Raw genomic sequence first — 14057 nt, 5'->3', positions numbered from 1 at the left:
GCTTTGAGGATGCCGTCCGCTGTCTGGAGGAATCCGGCGCCGATGGCATCATGATCGGGCGCGGCACCTATGGCCGCCCCTGGTTCATCGCCCAGGTCATGCATTACCTGCGCACGGGCGTAAAGCTGCCCGACCCGCCGCTGGCCGAACAGATGCAGACGGTCCTGGAACATTACGATGCCATCCTGGCCCATTACGGGGTGGATGCCGGCATCAAGATCGCCCGCAAGCATGTCGCCTGGTATTCCAAGGGCATGAACGGGTCGGCCGATTACCGTCATCAGATCATGACCAGCGAGGACCCGGAACAGATGAAGCAGCAGATCATCGCCTTCTATTCCGCCGCGCTGGATCGCGGCGTCACCGAGCGGATCGCCGCCTGATGGCGCGGATGCCCGCTGCCCGCCGCATCGGCGGTGATATCGATCCGACCTCCATCCTGGCTGCCTTGCCCGACCCCGTGATGGTGGTGGATGGCGAGGGGCTGATCCGCTTCATCAATCTGGAAGCCCAGGAATTTTTCGACGTGTCCGCGACCCGCGTCCTGGGCACCAAACTGACGGAGCTGATCCCGGAGGACAGCCCCGTCCTGGGCCTGCTGGAACAGGCGCGCATCACCCATGCCACCGTCTGTGAATATGGTGTCTCGGTGGAAACGGCGCGCATCGGGCCGCATTCCGTCACCATGCAGGCGGCCCCCCTGGGCGATCCGCCGGATTTTGTGGTGCTGACCATCCATGAACGTTCCATCGCGCGCCGCATCGACAAGCAACTGAACCATCGCGGGGCTGCCCGTTCCGTTGTCGCCATGGCGGCCATGCTGGCGCATGAGGTGAAGAATCCGCTGTCCGGCATCCGGGGTGCCGCGCAGTTGCTGGAAGAAAATGCCAGCGAGGATGATCAGATCCTGACCCGCCTGATCTGTGACGAGGCGGACCGCATCGTGGCCCTGGTCGACCGGATGGAGGTGTTCACCGATGGCCGTCCGCTGGAGCGGCAGGCGGTCAACATCCATGCCGTGCTGGAACATGTGCGCCGCATCGCCCAGACCGGCTTTGCCCGCCATATCCGCTTTATCGAGAAATACGACCCGTCTTTGCCGCCTGTCCTGGGCAACCGCGATCAATTGGTGCAAGTCTTCCTTAATCTGGTCAAGAACGCGGCAGAAGCCTGCCCGGAGCAGGGCGGTGAGATTCTTTTGACCACCGCCTATCAGCATGGGGTGCGTCTGGCCGTTTCCGGATCGGACAGCCGGATGCAGTTGCCGCTGCTGGTTTGCGTGGGCGATAACGGCCCCGGCATCCCCGAAGATATCCGCGCCAACCTGTTCGATCCCTTTGTTACGACGAAGATGAATGGAACCGGCCTGGGTCTTGCATTGGTGGCAAAGATAATCGGTGACCATGGTGGGGTCATCGACTTTGAAAGCGTACCAAAGCGTACGATCTTCAAGGTCTCCCTGCCGGTCACCGACCAGAACGGTCACGGAGAGGGTGCCTAAAAAATGGGCGCAACCATTCTCGTAGCGGATGATGACAGGGCCATTCGGACGGTGCTGACCCAGGCTTTGGCCCGCCTGGGGCATGAGGTGAAGACCACCGGCAACGCCGCCACATTATGGCGGTGGGTGCAGGAGGGGGAGGGCGATCTGGACATCACCGACGTGGTGATGCCGGATGAGAACGGCCTCGACCTTGTGCCGCGCATCAAGAAACTGCGTCCCGACCTGCGCATCATCGTGATGAGCGCGCAGAACACGCTGTTGACGGCGGTCAAGGCGGCGGAACGCGGGGCCTTTGATTATCTGCCAAAGCCCTTCGATCTGAAGGACCTGATGGCCATTGTGCAAAAGGCCCTGTCCACGCCGACGCCGACCGCGCCTGCGGCACCGGCACCGGTGGAGGACCCGGAGGAGGAGGCGCTGCCCCTGATCGGGCGGTCGCCGGCCATGCAGGAGATTTACCGCGTCCTGGCCCGCCTGATGGGCACGGACCTGACGGTGATGATCACGGGTGAAAGCGGCACCGGCAAGGAACTGGTGGCCCGCGCGCTCCACGATTACGGCAAGCGCCGGGGCGGCCCGTTCGTGGCCATCAATATGGCCGCCATCCCGCGCGAACTGATCGAGTCAGAGCTGTTCGGGCATGAGAAGGGGGCGTTCACCGGCGCCACCATGCGCTCCACGGGTCGGTTTGAGCAGGCGCAGGGCGGCACCCTGTTCCTGGACGAAATCGGCGACATGCCGCTGGAGGCGCAGACGCGCCTGCTGCGCGTGTTGCAGGAAGGCGAGTATACGACCGTCGGCGGGCGCACGCCCATCAAGACCGATGTCCGCATCGTGGCGGCCACCCACCGCGACCTGCGCACCCTGATCCGTCAGGGCCTGTTCCGTGAGGATCTGTTCTACCGCCTCAACGTCGTGCCCATCCGCCTGCCGCCCCTGCGCGAACGCACAGAGGATGTGCCGGCCCTGGTCCGCCATTTCCTGAACCAGGCCGCCCAACAGGGATTGCCCGCCAAGACGGTGGACAATGCGGCCATGGACCGGCTGAAGCGTTACCGCTGGCCCGGCAATGTGCGCGAGCTGGAAAACATGGTCCAGCGTCTGGCGGCGCTATACTCGCAAGAGGTGATCAGCCTCGACGTCATCGACACCGAACTGGCCGAAGCCAACCCGGCGGCGGCCCCGGTTCAGGAACCGGTGAATGAGGGTCTGTCGGCGGCGGTCGAACGCCACCTGCGCGAATATTTCGCGGCGCATAAGGACGGTATCCCGGCGGCGGGCCTGTACGACCGCATCCTGCGAGAGGTCGAGCGCCCGCTGCTGTCCCTGTCGCTCACCGCGACACGCGGCAACCAGATCAAGGCGGCGCATATGCTGGGCCTGAACCGGAACACGCTGCGCAAGAAGATCAGGGATTTGGATATACAGGTGGTGCGGGGGTTGAAGTAACAGCCCCTGTCATCCCCTTCACCCGCCCCTTTTTCGTCATCCCGGCGAAAGCCGGGACCCAGGGGCCATGGGGACGAACGTTGCCAAGACACGCCAAAGCCGTTTGGCTCAAGATTGCATCCACTTATCCCCGCCTCCCCACCGTCATCCCCGCGCAAGCGGGGACCCAGCGTCAGGCGCGGTTAGCGCCGATATGAAGTCATGTCGCAGCTACCGCTGCTCTCGCTCGGTCCCCGTTTACGCGGGGATGACGCTGGGGGGCAGGCACCAACCGATTGAATCTAAGCCAGACAGCCTCCGGCGGCGTCGTGACGTTTTAGCAATGTCTCCAATGAAACCGTCTCGCTTCGTCCAGCCCGGACAGCATCCAGTTCCGCCTGGGCCAGATAGGCGTCTTCCATGTCCTGAAGATGTTCTTCAAGGGCCTCACGGATATAGGATGCCTTCGTCCGGCCCGTGGCACGGGCCGGGGCATCAAGGCGCTGTTCGATATCGGCATCCAGACGAACACTGACAGGCATGGTGTTTTCTCCGGGTCGTCTTACGCCCACTTTACCCATCCACAATCTGTCGAACAGGGGACGCGAGGAATGAGCCAATGGTCACCGCAACTGATGCCTAGTGAAGAGATTGCTGATACATAAAAAAATATGTTGTGCGGTCAATAGTTTTGCGCACACTTTATAGATTTCATGAGATCCTCTATTTCGCAACCAAAGAGAATTGCTGCCGTATCGTCAGAGATATGTCTGTGTTGATGAGCCATCATTATATAGTAAGATATCTTGCCACGTCTAGACAGCGGAACGCTTGCCGGAAAAAGAGGTGTTGCAAGAGATTCTCTGCCCTCCCAGTCTTCAGTGGAAACGTGGTTAATGCTTGTGCCTATCATATCAATTCTATTGTGGCTCCTATTTCTCAAATGATAGGTGAGTGCAGTTTTTCCCACTCCATAACTAGCCATAACTTTCTCAACAGCTTCTGGGCCACTGCCGTTCTTCTCAAACTCTCGAATCACAGCATCTCCCGGAGCCAGAAGCTCAATAGCAAATGCGTTAGCACGACGTTCAACGTGATCAAGAGACGTAGCCATGGTATCAGATTTGATATGATCATAGCGATCAACTACAACTTGGTTGAGTTTAGGATCTGGATCCCAAAGAAGATGCCCCAATTCATGAGCTAAGGTCATCCGCCTAATGAAAGGGTCTTGGTTATCACCTTTAGTATTAACAACGATACCACGGTTTCTTCCAGACGCAATTGTTGCTCCGCCTATATGAGAATTGAATTCCATCTGAATCACTGGGATGTTTAGCCGATTTTCGATCAACTCTGTAATTGAATGAATTGGTTCATGGCTGCCGATGTCCAATAATCTACGCGTCTCGTTTGCAAGTTGATAGCCTTTTTGATAGTCAGGCATTAGTTTATTGCCGTAGTCATCAGAGGTAGTAAATTTATCGGTGAATCTGAAGCTTGATTCTTCTACAATATTTTTCAAATCGTATTGTTGATTAATGACCCAGGCAGCCTCAGCGAATGCGAGAACCAATGAGGGGGTGAAGATTTGTGGTTCGACGGTTTTCAGTGTGCGCAGACGATTTGCCAAACGAGAATCACTGGCTGAATTAGCGGCAATGCCAAGCAAATTTTCATTCAAATTAATTTTCTGAACCAGCCTTGCCAGATCCTTAAATGGTACCTGTTGTTTGTTTAAAAAACGGCTCTGACTGTCTTTTGATAATTTAATTTGTTTTGCAACTTGAGGCAAATCAAGGCCCAACGATTTGATTTGAGCATTAATGGATTCATAGACACTATTTCCATCCCTAATAGTTGTAACTGCGGATTTATCGGCCAATTCTCGTAATAAACTCCATCCAAAAATGCGCAGCGCCTCCTTGGCATTTAGTATGCGCCCACGTGAGTTATGATTGTACCGAGACAACTGGTGTTGACTTCGAACGAACAGCGCGTTTGATGATTGAGCTCGTACAGCGGCATCAATCCCAGAGCTGCCGTGACCAAAAACAGCATCAAGTTCGTTGGTTTCGTCATTCATATTGGGTTCTGCCAAGTTGGGTTCCCAGGAAACACTGAATTAGGTACGCTCGGGTTGTCTATGTCAAATCCCATGGAGGCGACATGGTATCCTGAACGGCGCAAGGCATTTACTATGGCGTCAAGCTCCTCCTCGGATTCCGGTCCATACCGCCCAGAATTTCCGTTTACCGCGATTTTATCCCGAGCAATAAACCATAGTTCACCACCAGAATACGCTGGCTTCCCCCCGGTCAAGTTTGAATGCTTAATGATTTCACTTTTTAACCCTTTTCCCCACTCGCAATTTTCGATTGCTACTGGAGCACAATTTTCACGTATCACCCAAAGATACCTAGATTCACTTGCTGACGCTTTGTCCTTTGGTATTGTAGTGCAAAGCTTAATGCTGTCCTCATCTAAAATTGAATTTGGTAAATCAATCATACCATTTTGCGCTGTCATCTGAATGATTTCATCAGTATTATTTGGCTTAATCCTCATATCCTTTAAATTATAAATTTCTCGGTAATCATTAAGCGCTTCAGATGGCGTGATCAGATTGCCGCCCTCATCTTGGATATCCACCATAACTCTATTCCGAGCATTGTTTCAGACGATAAAGAGTTTTTTATTACCATTAAATAGCCACATGGAGGAATACAAAAACGAACAGAATCTCGGTATTTTCAACTTTCCCATCCCCCACCACACCCTGTTGCAGCTTTATCACGTTGCGGGCTGGCGTCCGGTGTAGCTTTCTGGTAACAGTGTCTCCCTGGTTCCGACAGCCCAAGGCAGACGCTTTGCCCCGTTCTGGATCGTCACATTTCCGCAGTCACTTCCCCGGTGTCCCCGCATGACGGCAACGGCACCCGGCATCGCCCCCCGGTCGGATGGGCTTTGGCGGCGCATTGTGCGCTGGTCGCGGGGGCGGCATTTGTCCACCTTGGCCGGTATCCTGCTGATCATCGCGGCCATTGCCGCCGGGGCGGCGACCTATGCCGCGCTTACGGAGACGCTGCCCGTCGCCATTGATCAGAATACCCTGATGCTGCTACTGACGCTGGATGGCGTGCTGCTGCTGCTGTTGGGCGCGGTGGTGGCGCGGCGGATTGTGGCGCTGTGGGTGGAGCGGCGACAGGGGTTGGCGGCGTCACGGCTGCATATGCGGCTGGTGGCCGTGTTCTCCATCCTGGCGGTGGCCCCGGCCATCATCATGGCCATCTTCTCCGCCCTGTTCTTCTATGTCGGCCTGCAAAGCTGGTTCTCCGACCGGGTGCGGCTGGTGGTGGATGAAAGCCTGGCGGTGGCCGAAGGCTATCTGAAGGAACATCAGCAGACGCTTTCCCGCGATGCGGAGGTGATGCGCAACGATCTGGCGCGTCTGCCGCTCAACATCTATTGGGACCCGCCGCGGTTCCGCCAATATTTCCAGTCACAGGCCCTGATGCGCAATGTGACGGAGGCGGTGATCTTTGACGGCACGGGGCAGGTGACGGCGGTATTCGGCCTGGGCTTTGCCTTCGATTTCACCACCGTCCATAACGAGGATCTGGAGCGCGCGCGCAAGGGTGAGGTGGTGCTGATCGTCAGTGAGGGTGGCAACCGGGTGAATGCCATCGTCCTGCTGGATCAGGATTTTGACCGCTTCCTGTTCATCGGCCGCCCGGTGGAAAGCCGGGTGCTGGAACATATGGATGTGACGCAGAGTGCCGTGCAGGAATATCGCCATATGGAGGAGCAGCGCTTCGCGCTGCAGACCCGCATGGCGGTGATCTTTGTCGGCGTGGCGGTGCTGCTGCTGCTGGCCGCCATCTGGCTGGGCCTGAATTTCGCGACATATCTGGTGGCCCCCATTTCGTCGCTGATCGCGGCGGCGGAACGCATCCGCGCCGGTGACCTGACGGCCCGCGTGCCCGATAGCGGGCTGGAGCCGGAGGATGAACTGGTCACCCTGTCGCGCGCCTTCAACCGCATGACCAGCCAGTTGGAAAGCCAGCGGTCCGAACTGGTGGAGGCGAACCGGCAACTCGATCTGCGGCGGCGTTTTACGGAGGCTGTGCTGGCTGGTGTGTCGGCGGGCGTGCTGGGCCTGGACCAGAATGGCCGCATCAACCTGCCCAACCTGTCGGCGGCCAACCTTCTGTCGGTTGGCGACCCCTCCTCCCTGATCGGGCGCGACCTGCTGGAGGTGGTGCCCGAACTGGATGAGCTGATGGGCAATATCCGTCGGCGCGGCGGCAAACAGGTCGAAGGACAGGTGCAGATCCGCCGCGGCGGACAGCAGAAAACCCTTCTTGTCCGCGTCGCCGCCGAAATGGTGGGGGGCGAGGTCAAGGGCTATGTCGTTACCTTCGACGACGTCTCCGAACTGATGTCGGCGCAGCGCAAGGCGGCCTGGGCCGATGTGGCGCGGCGCATCGCGCATGAAATCAAGAACCCGCTGACGCCCATCCAGTTGTCGGCGGAAAGGCTGCGGCGCAAATATCTGAAGGAAATCACCAGCGATCCCGATACGTTCAAGGCCATGACCGACACGATCGTGCGGCATGTGGATGATATCGGGCGCATGGTGGATGAATTCTCGGCCTTTGCCCGCATGCCGCAACCGGTGATGAAACCGACGGCCATGCAGGATTTGACCCGGCAATCGGTGCTGTTGCAGGCATCAGCCTATCCTTCCATCAAGTTCACCTGCGAGATGCCGGATGCCCCGCTTGTCGTCACCTGTGACAGCCGGCAATTGGGGCAGGCGCTGACCAATCTGTTGAAAAATGCCGGCGAAGCCATCGAAGGCCGGTTGGAGGATACACCCAAGGATGCCGAAAAGGTGCCGGGTGAAATCACGGCCCGCATCCGGGTAGAGGATGAACGGGTCCTGCTGGCGGTTGAGGATAATGGCAAGGGTTTGCCGAATACCGAGGAACGGGACCGGTTGACCGAACCGTATGTCACTACCCGGGCCAAGGGCACAGGCCTTGGCCTCGCCATTGTGAAGAAGATCATGGAAGACCATGGCGGCGCGATATTGCTGGAGGACCGGCCAGGCGGGGGGGCCCGTGTCACGCTGGTCCTGCCCCGCAACATCGCACCCACGGCCACGGTCACGCCGGATATGAACACCGCCGAAGCGCGGAGGGGTTGAGAAGACATGGCGCACGACATTCTGATCGTCGATGACGAGGCCGATATCCGCATGCTGATCGCCGGCATCCTGGAGGATGAAGGCATGAAGACGCGGGAGGCGGCGGATGCGGACCAGGCGCTGGCCGCCGTCGCCGCCCGCCGGCCCAGCCTGGTCATCCAGGATATCTGGTTGCAGGGCAGCCGCCTGGACGGGTTGCAGGTTCTGGCCGAGCTGAAGCGCGACCACCCGGACGTGCCCGTCGTCATGATCTCCGGCCATGGCAATATCGAAACGGCGGTCGCGGCCATCAAGTCGGGTGCCTATGATTTCATCGAGAAGCCGTTCAAGGCCGACCGCCTGCTGTTGCTGGTCGAACGCGCCATCGAGGCAGCCCGGCTGCGACGGGAGAACCGGGAGCTGCGGGTGAAGGTGGGGGCCGATTTCGATCTGATCGGCCGTTCGCTGCCCGTGAACCAGTTGCGCCATTCGGTGGACAAGGTGGCACCGACCGGCAGCCGCGTCCTGATTTCCGGCCCGCCGGGCAGTGGCAAGGAGGTGGTGGCCCGCATGCTGCACGCCAAGTCGCGCCGCAATGACGGGCCGTTCGTGGCGCTCAACTGTGCCACCATGCGGCCCGACCGGCTGGAGGTGGAACTGTTCGGCACCGAACACGGGTTCGAGGGCGGGGGCCGCAAGGTCGGCACCTTTGAACAGGCCCATGGCGGCACCCTGTTCCTGGACGAGGTGGCGGACATGCCGCTGGAAACCCAGGGCAAGATCGTCCGCGTACTGCAGGAACAGACGTTCGAGCGGGTGGGCGGTACGTCGCGGGTCGAGGTGGATGTTCGCGTCATCGCGTCCACCAACCGCGACCTGACAGCAGAGATCGAGATCGGCCGCTTCCGCCAGGACCTGTTCTACCGCCTGTCGGTGGTGCCGCTGAAGATGCCGCCGCTGAGAGAGCGCCGGGAGGATATCCCGCTGCTGGCCCGGCATTTCATGCAGCGCACGGCAGAGACTGCGGGCCTGCCGCTGCGGGTGTTCGGTGAGGATGCGATGGCGGCGTTGCAGGCCTATGACTGGCCCGGCAATGTGCGGCAGTTGCGCAATACGGTTGAATGGCTGCTGATCATGGTGGCGGGCGACCCGGCCGAACCGATCCGCGCCGACATGCTGCCGCCGGAGATCGGGGCCATCACGCCGACCGTCCTGAAATGGGAAAAGGGCGGGGAGATCATGGGCCTGGCCCTGCGCGAGGCGCGGGAAGTGTTCGAGCGTGAATATCTGCTGGCCCAGGTCACCCGCTTCGGCGGCAATATCTCCCGCACGGCGCAATTCGTGGGCATGGAACGCTCCGCCCTGCACCGCAAGCTGAAATCGCTGGGCGTGCATGGCTCGGACAAGAACGGGTTGAAGCTGGTGGAGTGAGGCCCATGAACCCAGAGAAGGTATGGCGGAAGCTACAAGCCGGCCATTTCGCGAATATCGCCTTTGGGGATTTGGTGGCCTTGCTGCGTGAGCTGGGATTTGAACTGGATCATATTTCGGGCAGCCACCATATTTTCCGGCATGCCACGTTGGCTGTTCGTGTCAATCTACAGCCGGATCAAAGCGGTGACGCCAAGACCTATCAGGCGCGGCAAGTGTTGATGGAAGCGAAGGCCAACGGCTTGTCTTTGCGTAGCGGGAGGCAGTAATGGACCATTACCATATCAATGTCTTCTGGTCTGACGAGGATGGGTGCTGGATCGCGGACGTTCCCGACCTGCGGTTCTGTTCCGCCCATGGTGAAACGCCTGAAACGGCTGTGCGCGAAGTGCAGATAGCCATGAACGCATGGCTGCACTCCGCGCGTAAGCATGGGGATCCCATCCCAACCCCTACCTATCGCCCGCAATCGGCCGCCTGACAGGGTATTCTTCATGAAAGTCATCGTCTGCGGCGCGGGTCAGGTCGGGTCCAACATCGCCAAATATCTGGCGTCGGAGGGCAACCATGTCACCGTCATCGACCAGTCGCCCGAACTGATCCAGAAGATCAGCGATACGTTGGACGTTCAGGCCATGGTCGGCTTCGCCTCCCACCCCAATGTGCTGGAAGCGGCGGGTGCGGCCGACGCCGACATGCTGATCGCCGTTACCTTGGCGGACGAGGTGAACATGGTTGCCTGCCAGGTGGCAAACAGCCTGTTCAACGTACCCACCAAGATCGCGCGCGTGCGCCATCAATCCTACCTCCAACCCATCTGGGCCGATCTGTTCTCCCGCGAACATATGCCCATCGACTTCATCATCTCGCCGGAGATCGAGGTGGCGCGGGCAGTGTCGCGGCGTCTGCAGGTGCCGGGTGCCTTCGACATGATCCCCCTGGCCGATGGTCTGGTGAAGGTGATCGGCGTTGTCTGCAGCCAGAGCTGTCCCATCATCAACACGCCGCTGCGGCAATTGACAGGCCTGTTCCCCGATCTCGCCATCGAGGTGGTGGCCATCATCCGCGGCGACCGGCAGTTCATCCCCTGCGGCAATGATCAGATGCTGCCCGGTGACGAGGTCTATTTCGTTGCCGATACGAACCATGTTGCCCGCGCCATGGCCGCCTTTGGTCATGAGGAGCGGCAGGCGCGCCGCGTCATCATCGTCGGCGGCGGCAATATCGGCCTGTGCCTGGCAGAGGAGATCGAGCAGAACCAGCCCGGCGTGTCAGCCCGTGTCATCGAGGTGGACCGCCGCCGCGCCACCCTGGTGGCCCAGAAGCTGAAGCGCACCATGGTGCTGCACGGCGATGGCCTGGACCCCGCCATCCTCGAAGAGGCGAATGTGGCCGCGTCAGAGACGGTGGTCGCCGTATCCAACAGCGACGAGGGTAATATCCTGGCCAGCTTGCTGGCCAAGCGCAACGGCTGCAAACGCGCCATAACCCTGATCAACAAGACCACATATCAGCCGCTGGTCCTGCCGCTGGGCATCGACGCGGTGGTCAGCCCGCGGTCGATCACCGTGTCGTCGATCCTGCAGCATGTACGCCGGGGCCGTATCAAGGCGGTGCATTCCCTGCGCGAGAATTTCGCCGAAGTGATCGAGGCGGAGGCGCTGGAAACCTCCACCCTGATCAACACACCGCTGAAGGATATCCACTTGCCCGCCGGCATCATTGTCGGTGCCATCGTGCGCGCCGGCAAGGTGATCATCCCGCGCCCCAGCACCGTCATCAAGCCTAACGACCGGGTCATTATCCTGGCCGAGGTGGGGCAGGTGAAGAAGGTGGAGAAGATGTTCGCGGTGCGGCTGGAATTCTTCTGAGCCGGTCTACCCCAGCCGCCGCAGCAGGTTTTGCCCTGTTTCCCAATCGCCCAGATTGGTGGCGCCGTTGATATGACCCAGCGCACCGGCCAGGACCAGATCCGCCCCCCATGCTTTCGCCACGTCTTCCGCGTGGGTCAAACTGCCATAGGGATCGTTGCTGCTGGCGACGACGATGGCCGGAAAGGGCAGGGCGCGCTGTGGTATCGGCCCGAATGCGGCAGCTTCCAATGGAAAGGTCGGTCCGGTTGGATCGGGTGGGGCAACCAGCAGCGCGCCGGCAACCGCCGCCCGTCCTGCCCAGTGCGCCACGAGCAGACAGCCCAGACTGTGCGCCACAAGCAGGGGCGGTTGCGGGAAACCGGCTACCAACCGGTCCAGCGCCGTGACCCAATTATCCATGTCGGGCTGGTTCCAATCCGTCACCGAAAGCCGCTTTGTATCGGGTAGCTTGCGTTCCCACTGTGTCTGCCAGTGTGCTTCGCCCGAGTTGCCGATACCCGGAATGATAGCCAGCCCTCGCATATATCATCTCCTTGCATGGTCCCTTGAACAGCACATCCGACCTCATCACCAAGTGCAAGTGCCGCAATGACAATTCCGACCCTTGACCATGCCGGTCCGGACGCGCGACATCTGGTTCAGCTTTCATCACCGGAACCCGCCCGCCATGCCCCGCATCGCCTATGTCAATGGCCGCTATCTGCCGCACGCTGATGCCAACGTGCATATCGAGGATCGCGGGTTTCAGTTTGCCGATGGTGTTTATGAGGTGGTGACCATTGTCGAGGGCAAGCTGGCCGACGCGGAAGGGCATCTGACGCGGCTGGCGAGGTCGCTAAAGGAATTATCGATTCCCTGGCCGGTGAAGCCCGCGACCCTGCGCTTCATCATGGGGGAGATGGTCCGGCGTAACCGCGCCCGCCATGCGCTGCTCTATATTCAGATCACGCGCGGGGTGGCGCTGCGTGATTTCCGGTTCCCGAAGAACCCGGCACCGACCCTGGTCCTGACCTGTCGCCGCACCGCGTTTCAGCCGGCATCGACCCTGGAAAAGGGCGTTGCGGTCATCACCATGCCCGATATCCGATGGCTGCGCCGCGATATTAAATCGACCAGCCTGCTGCCGCAGGTTCTGGGCAAGCAGAAGGCGGCGGAGGCTGGTGCGTTCGAGGGCTGGATGGTGGATGCCGAGGGCTTTATCACGGAGGGCTGTTCGTCCAACGCCTGGATCGTTACCCAAGACGGCAAATTGGTCACGCGACAGCCCAGCAACGAGATTCTGAACGGCATCACCCGACTGTCGATTCTCGACTGCGCCCGCGACCTGGGCATCGCATTCGAGGAAAGGGCCTTCAGCGTCGCCGAAGCCTGTGCCGCGCGGGAGGCCTTTATCTCCAGCGCCAGCACCTTTGCCCTGCCGGTGACCCGCATTGACGGACGAACCATCGGCGATGGCAAGCCCGGCCCCCTCAGCCTGCGTCTGCGCCAAGCCTATATGGACCATATCGGTTCCACCGACCCTGTGAGTGTGAAGTGAGCATCGACAAACTGGCCCCGCCCTTCGACCGCCTGCCGCGCGCCATCCTGTTCGACTGGGATAATACACTGATCAGCAACTGGCGCTGCGTCCATGCCTCGGTGAACGCGGCGCTGCGTGCGTTCGGCAAGACTGAATGGACGCTGGAGGAAAGCTATGGCCGCATCCGCAAGTCCCTGCGTGACAGCTTTCCGGAGATTTTCGGGGAGGAATGGCCGCGCGCCCGCGACATTTTCTATGCGCATTTCGAGGAAAACCACCTGACCCACACCGATGTGCTGGACGGGGCAGAGGAGATGTTGCGCACCCTGCACGGGCTGGGTATCCGCCTGGGCGTTGTTTCCAACAAGACGGGCCGATTCCTGCGGGCGGAAGCCGCGATGCTGGGCTGGGCGCCGCTGTTCGATGCGCTGGTCGGCGCCACGGATGCGGTGGCGGACAAGCCGGACCCGGCGCCTGTGCATCTGGCGCTGAAACCCACGGGCTTCGAACCCGGCCCCGACATCTGGTTCGTGGGCGATGCCGATGTCGATATGGAGATCGCGCACCGCACGGGCCTGACCCCCGTCCTGGTCGGTGATACGCCGCATGTCGGTGACGGACTGGACCGTTTTCCCCCTGCCGTAAGTCTTGTCGGATGTGCGGCGATTTCATCCTTGGTTAGGGAGATTGCTGCTACCATATCGACGGATATCCGCACTGTTGGCTGAAAGGGCGATTGTCGGATATTCTGTTCAAACTTGGGCCCCCGTCGGATGGGTGCCCCAATAACCCGAGCATAAGCGAGGCTGCTCCAATGTCAGAAAAATCCCAGAACGTACAGGACGTGTTCCTGAACCATGTCCGCAAGAGCAAGACACCGGTGACCGTGTTCCTGGTCAATGGTGTCAAGCTGCAGGGCATCATCACCTGGTTCGACAATTTCTCCGTGCTGCTGCGCCGCGATGCCCATTCGCAGCTCGTCTATAAGCACGCCATTTCGACTGTGATGCCGGCGCATCCGATCCAACTGTTCGACCCGCCGGCCAAGGAGACCGACCACGACTGAGTTGGTAAATAACGAGGGGCGCGGGTCACCCACCCGCGCCCTCG

At 59.9% G+C, this 14057-nt stretch carries 15 protein-coding genes; 11 read left to right on the top strand and 4 right to left on the bottom strand.

Annotated elements, in window-relative coordinates:
• The 3 genes from KBA48_RS18140 to ntrC form a co-directional block, all read left to right on the top strand.
• Positions 1 to 383 (top strand): tRNA-dihydrouridine synthase (locus tag KBA48_RS18140; RefSeq protein WP_292908937.1); only part of this gene is annotated, 383 nt, incomplete at its 5' end.
• Positions 383 to 1501: an ATP-binding protein gene (locus tag KBA48_RS18135; RefSeq protein ID WP_292908935.1), complete on the top strand. Its 1119-nt coding sequence runs from the start codon at positions 383 to 385 to the stop codon at positions 1499 to 1501. The genes KBA48_RS18140 and KBA48_RS18135, both read left to right, overlap by 1 nt.
• Before the next feature lie 3 nt (positions 1502 to 1504).
• Positions 1505 to 2953: a nitrogen regulation protein NR(I) gene (gene ntrC, locus KBA48_RS18130; RefSeq protein WP_292908933.1), complete on the top strand. Its 1449-nt coding sequence runs from the start codon at positions 1505 to 1507 to the stop codon at positions 2951 to 2953.
• 281 nt (positions 2954 to 3234) lie between these two features.
• Here ntrC and KBA48_RS18125 read toward each other — a convergent pair whose 3' ends face one another.
• The 3 genes from KBA48_RS18125 to KBA48_RS18115 form a co-directional block, all read right to left on the bottom strand.
• A complete protein-coding gene (locus tag KBA48_RS18125; RefSeq protein ID WP_292908932.1) occupies positions 3235 to 3474 on the bottom strand; it encodes a DUF6290 family protein in 240 nt (79 codons plus the stop codon).
• A gap of 140 nt (positions 3475 to 3614) precedes the next feature.
• Entirely contained in the window at positions 3615 to 5018 is a 1404-nt protein-coding gene (locus KBA48_RS18120) for an ImmA/IrrE family metallo-endopeptidase (protein WP_292908931.1), read from the bottom strand.
• Entirely contained in the window at positions 5015 to 5587 is a 573-nt protein-coding gene (locus tag KBA48_RS18115; protein WP_292908930.1) for a hypothetical protein, read from the bottom strand. The genes KBA48_RS18120 and KBA48_RS18115 overlap by 4 nt, the downstream gene beginning before the upstream one ends.
• Before the next feature lie 268 nt (positions 5588 to 5855).
• On the opposite strand from KBA48_RS18115, the gene KBA48_RS18110 reads away from it, so the two are divergent.
• The 5 genes from KBA48_RS18110 to trkA are packed head-to-tail and all read left to right on the top strand — an operon-like array spanning position 5856 to position 11425.
• Entirely contained in the window at positions 5856 to 8144 is a 2289-nt protein-coding gene (locus KBA48_RS18110; RefSeq protein ID WP_292908929.1) for a PAS domain-containing sensor histidine kinase, read from the top strand.
• Between the two features lie 6 nt (positions 8145 to 8150).
• Positions 8151 to 9554 carry a sigma-54 dependent transcriptional regulator gene (locus tag KBA48_RS18105; RefSeq protein ID WP_292908927.1) on the top strand — a complete coding sequence of 468 codons (1404 nt, stop codon included), beginning with the start codon at positions 8151 to 8153 and terminating at the stop codon, positions 9552 to 9554.
• Positions 9555 to 9559: 5 nt separating this feature from the next.
• Positions 9560 to 9823: a type II toxin-antitoxin system HicA family toxin gene (locus KBA48_RS18100; protein WP_292908925.1), complete on the top strand. Its 264-nt coding sequence runs from the start codon at positions 9560 to 9562 to the stop codon at positions 9821 to 9823.
• The gene (locus KBA48_RS18095; RefSeq protein WP_292908923.1) at positions 9823 to 10035 is read left to right on the top strand and encodes a type II toxin-antitoxin system HicB family antitoxin; all 213 of its coding nucleotides are present in this window, start codon (positions 9823 to 9825) and stop codon (positions 10033 to 10035) included. Before KBA48_RS18100 ends, KBA48_RS18095 begins: the two co-directional genes overlap by 1 nt.
• A 13-nt stretch (positions 10036 to 10048) precedes the next feature.
• On the top strand, positions 10049 to 11425 hold the full coding sequence (gene trkA, locus KBA48_RS18090) for a Trk system potassium transporter TrkA (protein ID WP_292908921.1): 1377 nt from the start codon (positions 10049 to 10051) through the stop codon (positions 11423 to 11425).
• 6 nt (positions 11426 to 11431) lie between these two features.
• Here the strand turns inward: trkA and KBA48_RS18085 are convergent, their stop codons facing one another.
• Complete coding sequence (locus KBA48_RS18085; RefSeq protein ID WP_292908919.1) at positions 11432 to 11950, bottom strand: alpha/beta hydrolase; 519 nt, start codon at positions 11948 to 11950, stop codon at positions 11432 to 11434.
• 88 nt (positions 11951 to 12038) lie between these two features.
• Here KBA48_RS18085 and KBA48_RS18080 point away from each other — a divergent pair, with 88 nt between their 5' ends.
• The 3 genes from KBA48_RS18080 (at position 12039) to hfq (ending at position 14013) form a co-directional block, all read left to right on the top strand.
• Positions 12039 to 12965, top strand: a complete 927-nt coding sequence (locus tag KBA48_RS18080) for a D-amino-acid transaminase (protein ID WP_367273845.1) — start codon at positions 12039 to 12041, stop codon at positions 12963 to 12965.
• Positions 12962 to 13675 (top strand): HAD family hydrolase, encoded by a 714-nt coding sequence (locus KBA48_RS18075; RefSeq protein WP_292908917.1) that lies wholly within the window; start codon positions 12962 to 12964, stop codon positions 13673 to 13675. Before KBA48_RS18080 ends, KBA48_RS18075 begins: the two co-directional genes overlap by 4 nt.
• Positions 13676 to 13761: 86 nt before the next feature.
• Positions 13762 to 14013: an RNA chaperone Hfq gene (gene hfq, locus KBA48_RS18070; RefSeq protein ID WP_054167448.1), complete on the top strand. Its 252-nt coding sequence runs from the start codon at positions 13762 to 13764 to the stop codon at positions 14011 to 14013.
• Positions 14014 to 14057: the final 44 nt, after the last annotated feature.

Origin of the sequence: Niveispirillum sp., from assembly GCF_017996735.1 — a bacterium.
GTDB lineage: Bacteria > Pseudomonadota > Alphaproteobacteria > Azospirillales > Azospirillaceae > Niveispirillum.
This window is presented reverse-complemented; position numbering and strand designations above follow the sequence as displayed.

Coding starts and splice junctions, on each gene's coding strand:
- KBA48_RS18135 (WP_292908935.1), top strand. CDS start 383: ATGGCGCGGATGCCCGCTGCCCGCCGCATCGGCGGTGATATCGATCCG.
- ntrC (WP_292908933.1), top strand. CDS start 1,505: ATGGGCGCAACCATTCTCGTAGCGGATGATGACAGGGCCATTCGGACG.
- KBA48_RS18125 (WP_292908932.1), bottom strand. CDS start 3,474: ATGCCTGTCAGTGTTCGTCTGGATGCCGATATCGAACAGCGCCTTGAT.
- KBA48_RS18120 (WP_292908931.1), bottom strand. CDS start 5,018: ATGAATGACGAAACCAACGAACTTGATGCTGTTTTTGGTCACGGCAGC.
- KBA48_RS18115 (WP_292908930.1), bottom strand. CDS start 5,587: ATGGTGGATATCCAAGATGAGGGCGGCAATCTGATCACGCCATCTGAA.
- KBA48_RS18110 (WP_292908929.1), top strand. CDS start 5,856: ATGACGGCAACGGCACCCGGCATCGCCCCCCGGTCGGATGGGCTTTGG.
- KBA48_RS18105 (WP_292908927.1), top strand. CDS start 8,151: ATGGCGCACGACATTCTGATCGTCGATGACGAGGCCGATATCCGCATG.
- KBA48_RS18100 (WP_292908925.1), top strand. CDS start 9,560: ATGAACCCAGAGAAGGTATGGCGGAAGCTACAAGCCGGCCATTTCGCG.
- KBA48_RS18095 (WP_292908923.1), top strand. CDS start 9,823: ATGGACCATTACCATATCAATGTCTTCTGGTCTGACGAGGATGGGTGC.
- trkA (WP_292908921.1), top strand. CDS start 10,049: ATGAAAGTCATCGTCTGCGGCGCGGGTCAGGTCGGGTCCAACATCGCC.
- KBA48_RS18085 (WP_292908919.1), bottom strand. CDS start 11,950: ATGCGAGGGCTGGCTATCATTCCGGGTATCGGCAACTCGGGCGAAGCA.
- KBA48_RS18080 (WP_367273845.1), top strand. CDS start 12,039: ATGCCGGTCCGGACGCGCGACATCTGGTTCAGCTTTCATCACCGGAAC.
- hfq (WP_054167448.1), top strand. CDS start 13,762: ATGTCAGAAAAATCCCAGAACGTACAGGACGTGTTCCTGAACCATGTC.